Below are 18052 nucleotides of genomic sequence, written 5' to 3'. Positions count from 1 at the left end.
CTAGCTTAAATTCTGAGATTATTAGATTGATTTAAAAGAGAAGTGGTTTAAAAAATATAAAAGGCTTACACTATCAAAAGTTCTTTATTGAGAAAAGGAGTGATATAAGCCATTTAGGGAACTGATGCGACAATAAAATTTGTGAAGTTAACTTGCGTGAAAGAACAATATCATAAAAAGAGATGGTTTGACTGGCATCGTAAAATGGGGAGAATGATTAAGTGTTAATGTTACTAGTAGGAATTGGCTGTGTTGCATTTATAATCATTTGTGGTTGGGTCATAAAAAAACTAGATAAATAATAAAATTCCAGAAAAAATATTATTTATAGAATACATAACATTAAAAAAGTAAAACGTGCAAATTTGTTGATTGAATCTATTTAAACTAAGTAGGAGCAAATGAAATGGAAAAAGAGATTTATATCATTAGGCACTGTGAGGCAAAAGGACAGCCATTTGAGGCTAATCTAACTGAACGTGGTTTAAGTCAAGCTAATCATTTAGCAGAATTTTTTTCAAATATAAAAATTGATCAAATTATCTCAAGTCCTTTTTGGCGTGCGATTCAATCAATCGAGCCAACAAGTCATACAAAGAATATCAATATTGTGGTCGATGAAAGATTGTCTGAACGCAAGCTAAGCTCAGGCGATTTACCAGATTGGCTGGAAAAATTAAAAACAACATTTGACGAAATGGAATTGAAGTTTGATGGTGGGGAATCAAGTCAAGAGGCTACTAATCGTGCTATAAGCGTGATCAATCAGATCATCAGTAGTGATCATCAAAAAACGATCGTTGTAACTCATGGGAACTTAATGTCGCTAATTTTAAAGTATTTTAATGAAGACTTTGGTTTTGAAAATTGGAAAAAGTTAAGCAACCCTGATGTGTTTGTATTGAAAGTTAAAAATAACGATATTGTTTATGAGCGATTGTGGCAAGAATTTTAAAGTAGATATTAAAATATTACATAAACTATAAATATATAAAAATAAAAGAACACTACACTAGTTATACGAAATATGTAGTGTTCCTTTATTAATTTTTGAAATTATCCTTTAATAACAAGTGTTTCCCATCCATCATACTCACCATCAAAACTTTCTGAAACTTCAATTAAGAAATCAGTTAGTTCATCAATACTATCAAAATCAACTTTATCAATTCTAGAAATAAGTAGTGTAAATTCAAAATCTTCATCCAAATTAGAAGATCTTTTTTCAATTTTAAAGCCTTCAGTTTTTATTGTGTTAATAAATTCATTCATTTTATTTTGATCATTAAAATGAATCCAGTGTTCTACTGCTCGTGGTAAAACTAATTTGTCGCCTAATTTATTTAAGTGCTCAAGAATATCTGCGTTATCTATACGCTGCATCTGATAACGATTAGGATAAAGGTACTCAAAATAGCACTCCCATAGTTCTTCTTCATCAATACTATAAACTTCAAATTCATATTTATTCGATCTTAGAACTTGATCGGCAGTTTTTAGTAACATTTTTGGATCATTTTCAGAAGTATAATAAATATGTTCTCTAAATCCATCACTCGTTTGTCTTCCTACGTTAAGATAACGGTTTAGATTAATCAGGTTATCAATATCATTGTTGATTTTTTCCAGAAGCTTTGATTCAAATTCACTAGGAAAACCTCGCTCGTCGGGGTTTTTTAATTGTAATTTAATAATAACAACAGTTTGATAATCTTCAATGTTAACTTCCTCAGTAACTCCCATATCTAATGCTACAGTTGCAGGTTTATCATTTATATAACCAAAATATGCATTCCAATAATTAGACATATAACTAACTCCTAATTCAACAAGTAATTTATCGTTTCACCCGTATCTCTAATTCCTCAAGCTTAAGTGATAATTTTTCCTCATCAATCTTAATTTCTAAGTCCTCAAATGTATAGTCTGCAAAATGAGGAATATCAATTGTAATCGCAGACAGCTCTTTACTAATAAAAGTTGAGTCTTTCCCAGCTTCTAATTTCTTTTTGTAGCGATTAAATTTAGCGTCAAGATTATCCATATTTTCATACAATTCTTCAACTGTGTTATAAATTTGAATTAATGGAATTGCGGATTTCTCTCCAACGCCAGGGCAACCAGGAATATTATCACTAGAGTCACCTAATAATGCTTTTACATCAACCCATTGTTTCGGATGGATCCCATAATCATTGCTAAAATGTTCTAAAGAATAAACAATTTCTCCAGTCTTTTGGGCAATGATTTGAGAAGTATGCTCGTTTATTAATTGTAGTAAGTCTCGATCATTACTATAAATATAGCATGTATTTTTAACTGAATTAGACCAGTTATTTGATAAAGTACCCATTAAGTCATCTGCTTCGTATGGTGCCATTTCTAGTTGAGCAATACCGATTTCTTCTAATGCTGTTTTTAAAGTGAAATATTGTTCAATAAGTGGCGATGGCAATTCACCACGAGTTGCTTTATAAAAATCGTATTTATTTCGACGGTCAGTTTCTTCACGTTTTACGTCCCAAGTAACTGCAAGATGAGTAATTTCATGTTCTTTAATTAAGTTAAATAGCTTTGGAATAAAAACTCTTAATGCATTTATATAAACTCCGTCTTTTGTCTTAGAAAGCTGCTCATCACTTCTGCCATAAGAAGTTGCAAAATAACCTCTACTTAATAAGTTAAAGCCATCAATTAATAATAAAGATTGATTTTCCATATTTATAAATCACCTAATATCTATTTATTTAATATAAAAATCATAGCATATTCTACTTAAAATGATAACTGGAGTATTAATACCAATTAAAATGTAAGGCAAATTAATGAAAACGATACAGAAATGTAAAAAGACATAAAACTTTAATTAAAAAATTGAATTTTCTGTTTATTAATCGGAAGAATTTTACTATAATGAAATTTATATAAAAAATTGCAAAGGGTAGGTAGTAATATGGAGAAAGTAAAAAGTACAGTTAAGATCGAGGATATTTTAGTTGCCTATAATACGCTGAAAGAAGTTACGAACAAAACACCTTTGCAGATTAGTACGATGCTGAGTGAAAAATATGATTGTAACGTATTTTTAAAGCGAGAGGATTTACAAATAATCCGATCATTTAAGCTTAGGGGAGCATATTACAAAATTAGTAATTTGTCTTATGAAGAAAGACAAAAAGGTGTTGTATGTGCAAGTGCGGGCAATCACGCTCAAGGGGTGGCATATACATGTAATCAATTGCAAGTTTACGCGAAAATTTTTATGCCATCAACAACACCAAATCAAAAAGTATCTCAAGTGAAATTTTTCGGTGGACCTTTTGTTGAAGTTATCTTAATTGGAGATACATTTGATATAGCTAATCAAAATGCTCAAATCTATTGCGATGAAAATCAAATGACATTTATTCATCCATTTGATGATTTAGATGTCATTGCAGGTCAAGGTACAGTAGCAGTTGAAATTTTAAATGAAATTGATCGTCCAGTAGATTATCTGTTCGTTGCGATTGGTGGCGGAGGATTAAGCTCTGGAGTTGGCACATATATAAAAGGTATTAGTCCATCAACGAAAGTAATAGGGGTTGAACCAATGGGCGCTGCTTCAATGGCAGAATCGATTGCAAATGGTAGAGTGGTTTCATTACCTTCGATTGAAAAATTTGTTGATGGGGCAGCGGTTGGTCAAGTTGGATATTTAACCTATGAAATCTGTAGAGAAGTACTTGATCAAGTTGTTGCTATTCCAGAAGGTGAGATTTGTACAACAATTTTAGAGCTTTATAATAAGAATGCAATTATTGCAGAACCTGCAGGAGCAATGTCAGTATCAGCTTTAGAATTGTATAAAGATGAAATAAAAGGCAAAAATGTCGTTTGTATCGTCTCTGGAGGAAATAATGATATTGACCGTCTTCAAGAAATAAAAGAAAGATCTTTAATTCATGAAGGGTTAAAGCATTATTTCATCATTAACTTTCCACAACGTTCTGGTGCATTGCGTGAATTTCTTGATAAAGTACTAGGACCGAATGATGATATAACTAGATTTGAATACACAAAGAAAAACAATAAAGACAATGGCCCAGCATTAGTTGGAATCGAATTAGCTAATAAATCGGACTATCAAGCGCTGATTGATCGAATGAATTGTCATGAAATTCAATTCATGGAAATTAACAATAACCCAACTTTATTTAATTTACTTATTTAATCTTACATGTATTCAGAGGGCAAAATAGTGAAAAATTCCACAAGGTAAAATCCTTGTGGTTTTTTTGTTTGTTAACTCAAAAATGTCACTGTTTTTGAATGAGCCCAAATGATTTAGTTACGTAGAATGTATGTACATAGTATATGGTTTACGCACAAATATTAGTGATTTATGAACGAAAATCAGTGGTTTATGCACTAATCCAACTGATTTACGCACGAAGTTCACAACTTAATGCACAATGTTCATATTGTACGCTAAAAAAATCATGTCTCTTGACATCAAGAATTCGATAAAATACAATATTTCTAGAAATACTGAAATAAGAGCTGGTGTTTGAAAGGAGGTTAATGTGGTGAACGATGATATTGCAGTAAAGGTTTATAAAGCATTAGGAGAGCCAACTCGTTTGCAAATTGTTAAAATTCTTGCTAAGCAATCGGAATTAGCTTGTCTGGAAATGAAAAATCAAATAAAGGTATCGGCCAATTCTACATTGACACATCATTTAAAACCATTACTTGATTGCGGCTTATTAATGGTCCGCAAAGAGGGTACCTTTAGATACTATAGTTTACAACGTGAAGTTTTGGAACAATATGCACCCGCTTTACTTTAAAATAAAGCGGTAATATTTTATTTATTATTTCAGTATTTATAGAAATACCGAATAATAAAAGGGGGAACCGGATATGAGTATAGAAAGTAAAGCAGAAACTAGTTGGGGAAAATTACAAAATGGTTTGAGAAGTAAACTTTTTGAACCAGTAAAAATTGGTGCTTGGAATTTACGTAGTCGTACTGCAATGGCCCCATTAACAAGATGCTTTGCAGATGATCAAACTGGTGTAGTTGGAGAAGATGTAGTTGAGTATTATCGTAAGCGAGCTGCAGATGGAGTAGGATTAATTATTTCTGAAGGAACTGTCATTAGTCCACGTGGAAAAGGTTACCCAGGTATTCCAGGAATCTATTCGGCGGAACAAATTAATGCTTGGAAAAAGGTAACTGATGCTGTTCATAAAGAGGGTGGCACAATGATTTCACAAATCTGGCACGTAGGACGCTTATCTCATCACGAATTAGCCGGTAACATGCCACCTCAAGCACCATCAGCAATTCGTGCAGAAGGTTTAGTTTCTCGTTATCGTAAGCCATATGATATTCCTGAAGAAATGACAATTGAGGATATAAAGGAAGCAATAAACCAATATGCACAGGCAGCTAAAAATGCAATTGAAGCTGGCTTTGATGGAGTAGAAATTCATGCTGCACACGGATACTTAATTGATCAATTTAATTCAGATATTTCAAACAACCGTACAGATCAATACGGTGGTGAACTTCCACAAAGATTAACGTTTATGAAAGAAGTTATTAAAGCAGTTATCGATGCAATTGGTACTGAAAGAACGATGATTCGATTTTCTGCTCATAAAGCCGATATTTCAGCATATATGTGGGAAAATCCTGAATACGCTATTCGCACATTTATTGATGCGTTCAAAGAAGTTGGAGCAACTTTATTACACCCTTCAATTATGCAATTTGATCGTGTTCTTGCAGATGGTAAAACTATGCATCAGCTTGTACGAAAATACTGGGATGGAGCGATTGTCGGAGTAGGAACTTTAGATCCAGAAATGGCAGAAAAAGCTATAATCGAAGGAACAATCGATGTTGCTGCGTTCGGACGTCCGTTAATTTCTAATCCAGATCTTTTACACCGCTTGAAAAATGGTGAAGATATTGAACAATATGATGCTAAAAAGCATTTAAATGTTTTAATCTAATGTATCAAAATAAGTAGGAAGCTTAAGGAGCTTCCTTTTCTAAAAAATATTATTTCGGTATTTATAGAAATACGAAATTAACATGGAAGGGATTTTTTTATGTCTAATAAAGGAAAAATTTATATTTTAGCAATGATTAGTTTTTTAGTCGGAACTTCTCAATATGTAATTTCAGGTATTTTGGATAAAATGGCGAATGAACTTGGAATTTCTATCGAAGCTGCAGGTCAACTTATTACAGTATATTCACTAATTTATGCAATCGGTACACCAATCCTAATGGCGGTAGTTGCTAAAATGGAACGCCGAAAGTTACTTTTATTTTCTCTAAGTGTATTTATTTTAGGGAACTTATTAGCAGTAGTTGCACCGGGATACGGTTTATTTATGGTTGCTCGCATAATTATGGCTTTAAGTGCTGGAGTTACGGTAGTCACAGTACTAAGCTTGGCAGCTAAAATAGCACCAGCAGATAAAAAGGCAAGCTCAATTGCAACAGTTGTCATGGGGTTTACTGCTTCATTAATAATAGGTGTCCCAATAGGTAGATTTATAGCTTCTGCCTATGATTGGAGATTAGTCTTTCTTGGAGTTGCAATATTCGTATTAATCTCTTTAGCAGTTATTGTTAAAACGATTCCACAAACTCATGGTGATCAACCGATTCCACTATTACAACAAATTGCAATGATTAAAAAACCAAAAATTGCATTAGCTTTATCTATTACGTTTTTCTTAATGAGCGGCTACGGAATCATTTTTACTTATTTATCACCGTATCTTATCCAAACTACTGGGATGAGCGATCACGTTTTAAGTTTCGCGTTATTGATACTTGGCTTAGCAAGCCTAATTGGTTCTAAATTCGGGGGATTTAGTGCAGACAAGTGGGGGATTACCCTTACTTTAAAACGAGGACTAGTGCTTAATATTTTATCAATCATTTTATTATCTTTTATTACAAGTTCAATCAATACCGTGATCATTATCCTTACATTATGGTCATTTTCTGGATGGTCTTCTGGGGCAACACAACAATTTAACTTAGCAACGATTTCACCAAAATCATCAGATGTTTTATTAGGATTAAATCAGTCCATGATGCAACTTGGCTTCGCCTTTGGTGCAGCAATCGGCGGGCTTGCAGTTAGTCAACTTTCCATTAAATCAATTACATGGATGGGCTCGATACCTGTTATGGTTTCTTTAATCATCACGTTTGGATTATCGCATTACTTAATGAATGAAAAGAAAACTAGACAAAACGTTGGAACACAAATTAGAGCATAATTTGGTTGGATATAAAATTACCTATTCATGGGTTAGAAAAACAGCTGGAAGAAGAAAATATCTAACTCATGGAGGGGCATGAGTTAGAAAAAAAGAGAGAAGAAGAAAAAATCTAACTCATAGAGGGTTCATGAGTTAGAAAAACAGCTGGAAGAAGAAAAAATCTAACTGATGAAGGCTCATGAGTTAGAAAAATAGCGAGAAAAAGAAAAAATCTAACTCATAGAGGGTTCATGAGTAAGAAAAACAGCTGGAAGAAGAAAATGTCTAACTCATGGAGGTTCATGAGTAAGAAAAAAGCGAGAAAAAGAAAATACCTTACTCATAGGGGATTCATGAGTAAGAAAAAAAGTGAGAACAAGAGAAAAATCTAACTCATAGAGAGATCCTCTTTATTACTTGCCCACACTTAGCGCCGAAAAGACTCAAGAATCTCGCTCCATAGAAAGTGAGCAATCTATAGTGGAAATCAACTTCACTCAACTTCTTTTACTTTGGTAAATTGCTAATTGATTGTCACTCTTTTCATCAATGTGAGGCCACAAATTGTGGTCTATTTTCTTTTAGTTATTTATTTTCTGAATTTTCTTATATTGAACTATTTGTTTTACTAAATAAACCAAACAAATAATATTAGAATTATACGAATTTTTATAATAAATTAAATTCAACCTTTTTCGAATAAATTTTGAATAAAAGTATTCCTAATGCATTGTAACCGATTTATAATTGAATTCGGAAAGCCTCAAATTAGTAAATTGTTACAAGTACATATTTAAATTTATCTTTCAAAAATGGAAAATAATAAAACGATAATTTTTTATATTTATTTAATAGTAAGTAGTAAATATAAAAATGGGGGCTTACTCCTTTTAAATAAATAAACATAATTAAGGAGCTGGTATTTATGTCAAGTAAGGCATTAGAAGCATTTTTAACTCCACAGTTAACTGAGTTAAAAGAGAAGGGGCTCTATAATGAGATTAACTCTTTAGAAAGTTCTAACGAAGCTACTATTCAAATTAGTGGGAAAAAATTTATAAATCTTTCTTCAAATAACTATTTAGGCTTTGCAACTGAACCACGTTTAAAACAAGCTGCTATTGAAGCAACTGAAAAATACGGCGTAGGTGCAGGAGCAGTACGTACAATTAATGGTACGATGGATATTCATGATCAACTTGAAAAAGCTATTGCAGAATTTAAACATACAGAGGCTGCTATCGCATTCCAATCTGGTTTTAACTGTAATATGGGTGCAATTTCAGCTGTTATGACAAAGAAAGATGCAATCCTATCTGATGAATTAAACCACGCTTCAATTATTGACGGTTGCAGACTTTCAGGTGCTAAAATTATTCGTGTAAAACACCAAGATATGGATGATTTACGTGAAAAAGCAAAAGAAGCTACAACTTGTGGTTTATATGAGAAAGTTATGTATATTGCTGATGGTGTTTTCTCGATGGATGGCGATGTAGCAAATATTCCTGATATCGTAAAAATTGCTGAGGAATTTGGCTTAATTACATATATTGACGATGCTCATGGTTCTGGTGTTATGGGTAAGGGTGCTGGTACTGTTAAACATTTCGGATTATCAGATAAAATTGATTTCCAAATTGGTACACTTTCTAAAGCAGTCGGAGTTGTAGGTGGATATGTAGCTGGTTCACAACAATTAATCGATTGGTTAAAAGTGCGTGCACGTCCTTTCTTATTCTCAACTTCATTAACTCCAGCAAATGCTGCTGCATGTATTGAAGCAATTCGTATTATGTCTGAAGAGCCAGAAAAAATTGATCAGCTTTGGGAAAATGGAAATTACTTAAAAGCTGGATTATCAAAACTAGGTTTTAATATCGGGGATTCTGAAACACCAATTACACCATGTATTATCGGTGACGAAAATCTTACTCAAGAGTTTTCTAAGCGTTTATACGAAGAGGGAGTTTACGCGAAGTCAATCGTATTTCCAACAGTACCACTAGGAACAGGTCGTATACGTAATATGCCAACTGCTGCGCATACTAAAGAAATGCTAGATGAAGTTTTAGCTACTTATGAAAAAGTTGGTCGAGAATTAAACGTTATTAAATAATATAAAAATTAAATTCGATATTTTATTACTATAAGGTGGACAAAGGAATGAAGAAAATATTAATTACTGGTTGTTTTGGACAAATTGGTTCAGAATTAACTATGCGTCTTAGAAGTGAATACGGTACTGATAATGTTGTTGCGACAGATATTCGCCGTCTTGAAGGAAGCCCAATTTTAGAAACTGGTCATTTTGAAATTTTAGATGTAATGGATAAAGAAAAAATGCTAGAGATTGCTAAAAAGTATGATGTTGATACATTTATTCATTTAGCAGCTTTATTATCAGCCGTTGCAGAAGCAAAGCCTACATTAGCTTGGGACTTAAATATGGGTGGATTAGTTAATGCACTTGAAGTTGCAAGAGAATTAAACTTAAAATTCTTTACTCCAAGTTCAATTGGCGCTTTTGGACCAACGACTCCAAAAGATAATACGCCACAAGATACAATCCAACGCCCAACTACTATGTACGGTGTTACAAAAGTAGCAGGTGAATTATTATGTGATTACTACTTTGAAAAATTTGGAGTAGATACTCGCGGTGTTCGTTTCCCTGGTTTAATTTCTTACGATACAGTACCAGGTGGAGGAACAACAGATTACGCTGTAGATATTTATTATGAAGCATTAAAAAATAAGAAGTATACTTCATTTATTGGTGAAGGAACATACATGGATATGATGTATATGCCTGATGCAATCGATGCCATTATTAAATTAATGGAAGCAGATCCATCAAAATTAAAACATCGTAATGCATTTAATATTTCAGCGATGTCATTTGAACCAACTCAAATTGCTGCATCAATTCGTAAATTCATCCCTGAATTTACTATAGATTTTGATATTGATCCTATTCGCCAAGGAATTGCAAATTCATGGCCAAATTCAATAGACTCTTCAGCTGCAAAAGAAGAGTGGGGCTTCGATCCAAAATTTGATTTAGATCGTATGTCTGAAGATATGTTAAATAAATTAGCTGCAAAGTTAAACGTAACTCAAGCTTAATTAAAAGAAGGAGACTTATCTCCTTCTTTTTCTTTTCCCCTAAACTCTCCTTATTCCTGTTTTTGGTATTTTGTGATCTACTTTGACACAAACTTATTTTATCAAGGATCAAAAATGATACATTGAAATGTTGATAAAAAGGATGTTGGGATATGAATAATTTAGAAGATAAGTCATTACCATTAACGATTAAAGAGATTAAAACGGCCTATGAACTTTTAGAAGGCAATGTACGTAAAACTCCATTAGTAAAATCATATTATTTAACTTCAAAGTCAGATGGAGAAATTTATTTAAAGCTTGAAAATATGCAATTAACAGGATCATTTAAATTTCGCGGTGCATTTAATAAGATTTCACATTTAACAGAGGAAGAGAGACGTAAGGGTATTATCGCATGTTCGGCAGGTAATCATGCACAAGGTGTGGCATTATCATCAAAGCTATTACATATTAAAAGCAAAATCATAATGCCTTCTACTGCTCCAAAAGCAAAGGTTCAAGCAACAGAAGGATACGGTTCAAATATCATTTTACACGGTGAAACATTTGATGATGCCAAAGACTATTGCGCTAAAGTACGAGATGAAACTGGTGAAACTTTCATACATCCTTATGACGATATATATATTATGGCTGGTCAGGGGACGATTGGTATCGAAATTTTAGATGATCTCTGGGATGTTGATACTGTAATTGTTCCAATTGGTGGTGGTGGACTCATTTCTGGAATTTCTGTTGCACTAAAATCATTTAATCCTTCCATCAATATTATAGGTGTACAAGCTGAAAATGTTCATGGAATGAAAGCATCAATAGATGCGAATGAAATAGTAAGTAACTATGTTGCCCCAACAATGGCAGATGGATGTTCAGTAAAAGTACCTGGGAAGTTAACATTTGGAGTCGTGAAAGAATTAGTAACCGAAATAGTCCTTGTGAGTGAGGAGGAAATAGAATTAGCGATGAAAGATTTATTACAGCGAGGAAAAGCAGTAGTAGAGGGGTCTGGTGCGCTAGCTACAGCTGTAATTCTATCAGGAAAAGCATCTAAATATATAAAAGATAAAAAAGTAGTAGCTATTATTTCAGGTGGGAATGTTGACTTAGAAAGAATATCTAGTGTTTGTGAACACTTCTTTGGAAATGAAGTAAAATGATCTCTTTATTTACAGTGAAAAGAATGGGTGGTCACCTTGACAGAAAATAAACTAAGAAGAGAAATGGGCTTTGTAGCAGCTTTAACTACCGTAATTGGAACTGTTATTGGTGGTGGAGTTTTCTTTAAAGCTACAGCTGTATATGGCGCAACTGGAACTGCTAGCTTAGGACTATTAGCTTGGATAATTGGCGGTTTCATAACAATTTGCGCTGGTTTATCGGGTGCTGAACTTGCTGCAGCAATTCCTAAAACAGGAGGAATGATAGCATATTTAAAGCATACTTACGGAGATATGACAGCCTACTTACTCGGATGGGCACAAACAATCATTTATTTTCCAGCTAATATTGCTGCACTTTCAATCATATTTGGTACGCAAGCAGTTTCAATATTCGGAGTTAATGCCAACTCAAATAAATTTACTGTTACGCTTATAGCAGTAGTGACTGCAACTTTTATTACATTCATGAATTTCTTAGGAGCAAAAACTGCAGGTAGCATTCAATCACTATTTACATTTTGTAAATTGATACCTTTAGCGATTTTAATAATATTTGGATTATTACACGAAGGGGATGTGTCTTTTCAACTTTTTCCAATAGAAGTAGGAAGTGATCGGAGTTTTTTACCAGCTCTTGGTTCAGCATTACTTGCGACGATGTTTGCTTATGATGGCTGGATACTAGTTGGAAATATAGCAGGAGAAATGAAAAATCCAAAAAATGATTTACCAAAAGCAATCGTATTTGGTTTAGCAGCTGTAATGGCTGTGTATTTACTAGTTAACATAGCCTTTTTATTTGTATTAACGGCCGAACAATTAGCAGGAACATCGACGCCTGCGACTGAAGTATCGAAAGTTTTATTCGGTAATTTTGGAGGGAAACTTGTTTTAATAGGAATTTTAATTTCTGTATTTGGTACGATTAATGGCTATACAATGACAGGAATGAGGGTTCCATACGTAATGGCTAGAGAACAAAAGCTTCCTTTTAGTGGATGGTTTGCAAAACTTTCGAAAACAGGAGTCCCATATAATGCTGGTCTGTTTATCCTAATAGTTGCCATTTTTATGATGTTTATAGGTGGATTTGACTTATTAACTGACATGCTAGTATTTGTCATTTGGATATTCTATACATTAACATTTATAGCAGTTTATATTTTACGAAAAAGAGAACCTGATTTAAAAAGACCATATAAAGTACCATTTTTACCAATAGTGCTCTCGATCGCAATAATTGGTGGAATCTTTATTGTCGTTAATACACTAATAACGCAAACAATATTAGCTTTTTGGGGAATAGGTTTAACTTTAATTGGACTACCGGTTTATTACATATTACGAAGTAAACATATTGCGATCGATGATGATTGAAAAGGTAGGGGATTCTCCTACCTTTTTGTCAGCTAGCGCTAGTGAACCTACTGTATTATCACAATAAAAAAATCGACTATACAGCCGATTATGTTATTCAACTAAATCATCCCATTAGGTGAAGTACATCCCTTTACAAGTAGATGAAATTCACCAATAGATTAAAGTATCCATTTTTTTAATCTTGCTAAATTTTCTTCTAGAAATAAAGCGTTTTTCTCTATGCCTCGACGGTTACACCATCCAATACTATTAAAAGCATCAGTAAATTGATAGAAGGGTAATACATTTTCTAAATCAATCAATGGTCTGACATTGTTATAGCCTTCTTTATATGCATTATACAAATTTACATCAAAACTTAAAAAATCACGATACAGTTTGGTAAAGTCCATATCTGTTGAACCAAATCTTACGCTTTCAAAATCGATGATTCCTGAAACTTTTTCATTATTAACAATTATATTTGCTGGACGAAAATCCATATGTACAAAGCTTGGTCCATCTGGAGACGGGAGCTGTTGTTTCATCTTTTCAAATTTTTCAATGGATTTATTATATAATTGTTTATCTAGAATGTCTTTTACATCTTCAGCAAAACTATAAAATTGATGTTCAACAAAATTTGACCAATTCGGAAACTCATTTTTTATTCCTGTTAACACTTTATTTGCAGGTGGACGAGTAGAGTGCATTTTTGCATGAAAAACCCCGACTTGGTACGCAACTGTTGGGGATGCCTTAGATGATAACGGGCTTCCTTTTAATTCAGACAATAAAAATGCACCAACACACTCTTCGTCACCAGACCAATAATCTAACATTACAGGAATGGAAACACTTCCTTTTAAAATTTCATAGGCTTCTAATTCCCTCTGACATTTCAATTTCGAATAAGGAATTTTCAAAAAAACATTTTCACTATTAGATAAAGTACATTTATAAACTGTTGAACTAAAGGAGTCTTCAACCTCATTAATAGCTATTATTTGTAATCCAAACTGTTGAATGACTCGATTTAACATTTTTCTTTTCTCCCATCAATTCTAAGATTTATTTATTTCCCATAAAAGTCTTCCGCTTTGAAATTCAAAAATTTATAAGATCTAAAGACCCCAACCAATAAAAACACGCTTGCAATAATAGGAGGTAATAGATGATAAAAATCTGTATATCCAATCATAAAATGGACTGCAAATGCAGTTATAAACGCAGGTAAACTGCCTAAAAATAAACTCCACCAAATCCACCTTTGATTTTGTCTGAAACCCCATAATGAAATCATGAGAACTAGTAAACCTACACTTATTAATCCACCACCAAATCCAGCTCGGTCATGTGAAATAACAGGAATTAGATGCTGATTAAATTCATTCAATTCGGTAGGGGTTATACATAAATAAGTTAAATCCGTTTTAACGAAGGTAGTAGTAACGCCCACATATGAAATAATACAACCGCCAATAATAATAGAAAATCCTAATATAATAAAAAATAATTGACCTATTAAACTAGTTTTCCAAACTTTATGATTCGTTAAATTTTCAGATTCTGGACTTCTATTTAATCCCTTCGTTTTATAAACTCCAATTAAGAATGGTACTAATAAAACTAACCAAAATAATGCGTGTAACCAGTCAAAATACCCGAACCCTATAAATAAGAATATAGTTAAAAAACCTACGATTGCACTAGTATCTGAAGCTTTCTTTGCCCAATGATAATGATGTTTAATACCATTTCTTGCTAGTGACATGAATAGAATTCCACCCGACATAATTGTTCCTGCAAGTGTCATCCGATCATGTGACATAAAAGGGAGTATTCGATCATTAAACTGTAAAATTGCATTACGATTAACCGTTAAAAAGTGCTCGTCATATGGAAGGAGTATGGTAGTTAGACTTATTATTAGAGCTAGTAATCCACCTATAAACATGAAAAGTCCGAAAAGAAAGTACCAAATCCATCCGTCACTTATACTAGTACTCGTATTTTTGCTTCGATACATTAACGCTTCATTGATCCGTTTCGGTAAACCAGGACCGCTGGTGACATATCCATGAGTTAGAAATACTAGTGACGCTCCATGATCAATTAATTCTATAGCATCAATCGGTTCAACTACTCCACCTTTAGTAAAAATAGGCTTCATAAATTGTTTTGATTTAAATTTTTGAATTGCACTAATTAAATAATTTTTTTGTTCTAAATTAGAAAAAACGGGAATCTCTTCGATTAATATGGAATCGATTATGCGATTTTCATACTTAAAAAACTCATCTATTTCATTTGAATAAATTGATAGACAAATAGGTTTTTTGAGACAATTCCAATTAAACGCAAATAAATCTTTAGCTAATTTAGAGTTGATGATGAATGCATCAACATAATTTGCAAGCTTCGATTCAATCATTTTAAATTCTTCAAAGCTTCCATCAATTCTAGCAAAAATGGGAACCTTTTTATTTAATTTTGATATTTTAGCGATTGTTTGTTCCATAGTTAATGCCTTGTTTTCATCATATCCAATCACTTGATTAAGTTTTAAATCAACAAGTGGACTCTCGAGTGTATTGGACCCAGTAATGGAAATAGGACCAATTTCGATCACGCCAAATCCTAAATTCATAAAAGCATTTGTGCCCGAAAGACCTGGGTCAATTTTAGAGGCCAATCCAATTTGATTACTAATTTTTAAATTATGAATTTCGTATTCAAGGGAACTGTCAGTCTTTAAATGTCCAAGAAATTCAATTAAATTTGAACCAAATGGAATCTTTGAGATTTTATTCATGCTTTTATGTATAAATTCTCTTGAAACATTTGAAGGAAGCTTTGAAAGCATTGGTTTAAATATTGTATGATAAGACCAATCAGGCATAGAATTACCTCATTTTTATTAAGATACTTATAGTTTACTTTGACAATAATAAATTGAAAACACTTTCTTATATTTTTGTGAACCTATTCACAATATATTGGAATTTTTGTATAAATATGGTATAAATAATAAGAGTTATCTACTTTCAAAATTAGTAGGACAAGTAAGGAAAAGGTTGTATAGAAAGGCGTATATGTGATAACAATGGTAAATATGCAAAAAGTGATAGTCATCGTTGGTCCTACTGCTGTAGGTAAAACAAAACTAAGTATTGAACTTGCAAAAGCTGTTAATGGAGAAATTATTAATGGTGATGCAACACAGGTTTATAAAGAATTAAATATTGGAGCAGCTAAAATTACAGAAGAGGAAAAAGAAGGAATCCCTCATCATTTAATCGATTTCCTTGATCCAAGAGATGCATTTACAGTTGCTGATTTTCAAACATTAGCTAGAGAAAAAATTCAAGAAATAGCTAATCGAGGTAAAATTCCAATTATTGTTGGTGGAACTGGATTATATATCCAAAGTGTTTTAACAAAATATGAATTTGCTGAGCAAGAAGGTGATGAGCTTTTAAGAAACCAATTAGAGGGCTACGCGATGGCCTACGGGAATAAAGCTTTACATGATCAATTAAAGGAAATTGATCCGGAAAGTGCTAAGCAAATACATATGAATAATGTCAGAAGAGTGATCCGTGCAATTGAGGTATTCAAATTGACAGGACAAAAATTTTCGGAGACTGCATTTAAAAAAGAACCTGAGTATTTATATGATGCAGAAATAATTGGACTAACGATGGATCGAGAGCTGCTATACAATCGAATTAATTTACGAGTTGATCTAATGATGGAAGAAGGACTTGTAGATGAAGCAAAAATGCTCTACGACAAAGGAATTCGAAATTGTCAATCTGTGCAAGCGATTGGCTATAAAGAGCTTTACGATTATTTTGATGGAATATTAACAAAAGAGGAAGCAATTGATTTAATTAAACAAAGCTCAAGAAGATATGCAAAGCGGCAAATGACTTGGTTTAGAAATAAAATGAACATCCATTGGTTTGAAATGGATGGACATAATTTTGATATAAAAAAACTGGAAATTTTAGCTCTACTTGAAGGAAAGGGCTATTTCATCTCGAATAAATATATGTAGAGGTAGAAGAGGAGGAAAAGTACATGAAAACATCAATCAACATTCAAGATCAGTTCTTAAACCAATTACGTAAAGACAATCTAGCGGTTACAGTATTTTTACTAAATGGATTTCAAATCAAAGGTAAAGTAAAAAGCTTTGATAACTTTACGGTATTGTTAGATGTTGAAGGAAAACAACAATTAATATATAAACATGCAATTTCAACATTTGTACCATCTAAAAATGTACAAATTGAAATGTAAAATAGATAGAAAAAAGTGCATTGATCATATGGTCAGTGCTCTTTTTTAATTTAACAAACCTAAATATCACATAATAATATTATGTAAACTAAAAGGAGTATTTAAATGTACGTTCCAAAAGAATTTAAAGAAACGGATTTACTAAAAGTAATTGCTGAAATGAAGAAAAATAGTTTCGGAATATTTTTGTCCAATAACGACCAAGCAAAAATAGAAGCAACTCATCTACCATTTATCATCCATGAAGAGGAAGAAAACTTAATGTTAATTACACATTTAGCTAAGCCAAATCCTCAATGGAAAACGATAAATGGAAAGGAATGTTTAATCATCTTTCCTGGACCACATGCATATGTTTCTGCTTCATGGTATGAAGAAAAAAATACTGTTTCAACCTGGAACTATACAGCAATCCATGCATATGGAAAAGTAACTACAATTGAAAATCAGGACGAAATGAGACAAATCGTATTAAGAACAACAGATTACTATGAAAAAGGGCAATCAAATCCTTGGAAATATGAAGACCACTCAGAATATGTTGAGAAATTACTTTCAGGAATAGTGTGCCTAAAAATTGAAGTCACAGAGTTAATAGGTAAAAAGAAATTAAGTCAAAATCATTCAATTGAAAGAAGAGAAAAAGTGATCACAGCTTTGCAAAATGAAGAAAAATATTCTTCTAAAGAAATTGCTGAACTTATGAAAGCTAAAATTAACGTTAAATCATAAAAATGCCTTGAATTAGCAATTTGATTACATACGAAAGGAGTTATGATGATTCATCATAACTCCTTTTTACGTGCGCCCAGCAT

General features: G+C 32.6%; 16 protein-coding genes. 12 read left to right on the top strand and 4 right to left on the bottom strand.

Annotated elements, in window-relative coordinates; genetic code table 11:
• Positions 1-406 precede the first annotated feature (406 nt).
• The gene (locus COC46_RS14100) at positions 407-955 is read left to right on the top strand and encodes a histidine phosphatase family protein (protein ID WP_098810344.1); all 549 of its coding nucleotides are present in this window, start codon (positions 407-409) and stop codon (positions 953-955) included.
• A 101-nt stretch (positions 956-1056) separates the two neighbouring features.
• Here COC46_RS14100 and COC46_RS14095 read toward each other — a convergent pair whose 3' ends face one another.
• On the bottom strand, positions 1057-1809 hold the full coding sequence (locus tag COC46_RS14095; RefSeq protein ID WP_098810343.1) for a DUF695 domain-containing protein: 753 nt from the start codon (positions 1807-1809) through the stop codon (positions 1057-1059).
• Positions 1810-1837: 28 nt separating this feature from the next.
• Positions 1838-2719, bottom strand: coding sequence for a 5'-3' exonuclease (locus tag COC46_RS14090; protein WP_098810342.1), 882 nt, complete (start codon positions 2717-2719; stop codon positions 1838-1840).
• Positions 2720-2953: 234 nt separating this feature from the next.
• Between COC46_RS14090 and ilvA the strand changes: the two genes are divergently transcribed.
• The 8 genes from ilvA to COC46_RS14050 all read left to right on the top strand — a co-directional run bounded on the left by ilvA (position 2954) and on the right by COC46_RS14050 (position 12947).
• Entirely contained in the window at positions 2954-4213 is a 1260-nt protein-coding gene (ilvA, locus tag COC46_RS14085; protein ID WP_098810341.1) for a threonine ammonia-lyase IlvA, read from the top strand.
• Positions 4214-4568: 355 nt separating this feature from the next.
• A complete protein-coding gene (locus tag COC46_RS14080) occupies positions 4569-4832 on the top strand; it encodes an ArsR/SmtB family transcription factor (protein WP_098810340.1) in 264 nt (87 codons plus the stop codon).
• Positions 4833-4905: 73 nt separating this feature from the next.
• The gene (locus COC46_RS14075) at positions 4906-6006 is read left to right on the top strand and encodes an alkene reductase (RefSeq protein WP_098810339.1); all 1101 of its coding nucleotides are present in this window, start codon (positions 4906-4908) and stop codon (positions 6004-6006) included.
• Between the two features lie 99 nt (positions 6007-6105).
• Positions 6106-7296, top strand: coding sequence for an MFS transporter (locus COC46_RS14070; RefSeq protein ID WP_098810338.1), 1191 nt, complete (start codon positions 6106-6108; stop codon positions 7294-7296).
• Positions 7297-8203: 907 nt separating this feature from the next.
• Complete coding sequence (locus COC46_RS14065; protein WP_098810337.1) at positions 8204-9397, top strand: glycine C-acetyltransferase; 1194 nt, start codon at positions 8204-8206, stop codon at positions 9395-9397.
• A gap of 47 nt (positions 9398-9444) precedes the next feature.
• Positions 9445-10407, top strand: coding sequence for an L-threonine 3-dehydrogenase (locus COC46_RS14060; protein WP_098810336.1), 963 nt, complete (start codon positions 9445-9447; stop codon positions 10405-10407).
• Positions 10408-10559: 152 nt separating this feature from the next.
• The gene (gene tdcB, locus COC46_RS14055) at positions 10560-11567 is read left to right on the top strand and encodes a bifunctional threonine ammonia-lyase/L-serine ammonia-lyase TdcB (RefSeq protein WP_098810335.1); all 1008 of its coding nucleotides are present in this window, start codon (positions 10560-10562) and stop codon (positions 11565-11567) included.
• Positions 11568-11630: 63 nt separating this feature from the next.
• A complete protein-coding gene (locus tag COC46_RS14050) occupies positions 11631-12947 on the top strand; it encodes an APC family permease (RefSeq protein ID WP_369700057.1) in 1317 nt (438 codons plus the stop codon).
• Positions 12948-13108: 161 nt separating this feature from the next.
• Here COC46_RS14050 and COC46_RS14045 read toward each other — a convergent pair whose 3' ends face one another.
• Positions 13109-13972, bottom strand: a complete 864-nt coding sequence (locus COC46_RS14045; protein ID WP_098810333.1) for an aminoglycoside phosphotransferase family protein — start codon at positions 13970-13972, stop codon at positions 13109-13111.
• A gap of 32 nt (positions 13973-14004) precedes the next feature.
• Positions 14005-15831, bottom strand: a complete 1827-nt coding sequence (locus COC46_RS14040; protein WP_098810332.1) for a dihydroorotate dehydrogenase — start codon at positions 15829-15831, stop codon at positions 14005-14007.
• 198 nt (positions 15832-16029) lie between these two features.
• Between COC46_RS14040 and miaA the strand changes: the two genes are divergently transcribed.
• The 3 genes from miaA to COC46_RS14025 all read left to right on the top strand — a co-directional run bounded on the left by miaA (position 16030) and on the right by COC46_RS14025 (position 17969).
• Positions 16030-16992 carry a tRNA (adenosine(37)-N6)-dimethylallyltransferase MiaA gene (gene miaA / locus COC46_RS14035; RefSeq protein WP_369700056.1) on the top strand — a complete coding sequence of 321 codons (963 nt, stop codon included), beginning with the start codon at positions 16030-16032 and terminating at the stop codon, positions 16990-16992.
• A gap of 23 nt (positions 16993-17015) precedes the next feature.
• Positions 17016-17237 (top strand): RNA chaperone Hfq, encoded by a 222-nt coding sequence (gene hfq / locus COC46_RS14030; protein WP_056470298.1) that lies wholly within the window; start codon positions 17016-17018, stop codon positions 17235-17237.
• 105 nt (positions 17238-17342) lie between these two features.
• Positions 17343-17969 carry an FMN-binding negative transcriptional regulator gene (locus tag COC46_RS14025; protein WP_098810330.1) on the top strand — a complete coding sequence of 209 codons (627 nt, stop codon included), beginning with the start codon at positions 17343-17345 and terminating at the stop codon, positions 17967-17969.
• Positions 17970-18052 lie beyond the last annotated feature (83 nt).

This window comes from Bacillus sp. AFS041924, from assembly GCF_002577195.1.
Classification (GTDB): Bacteria; Bacillota; Bacilli; order Bacillales; family Bacillaceae_G; genus Gottfriedia.
Note: the sequence above shows the minus strand (reverse complement) of the source record. Positions and strands in the feature narration are given on the sequence as shown.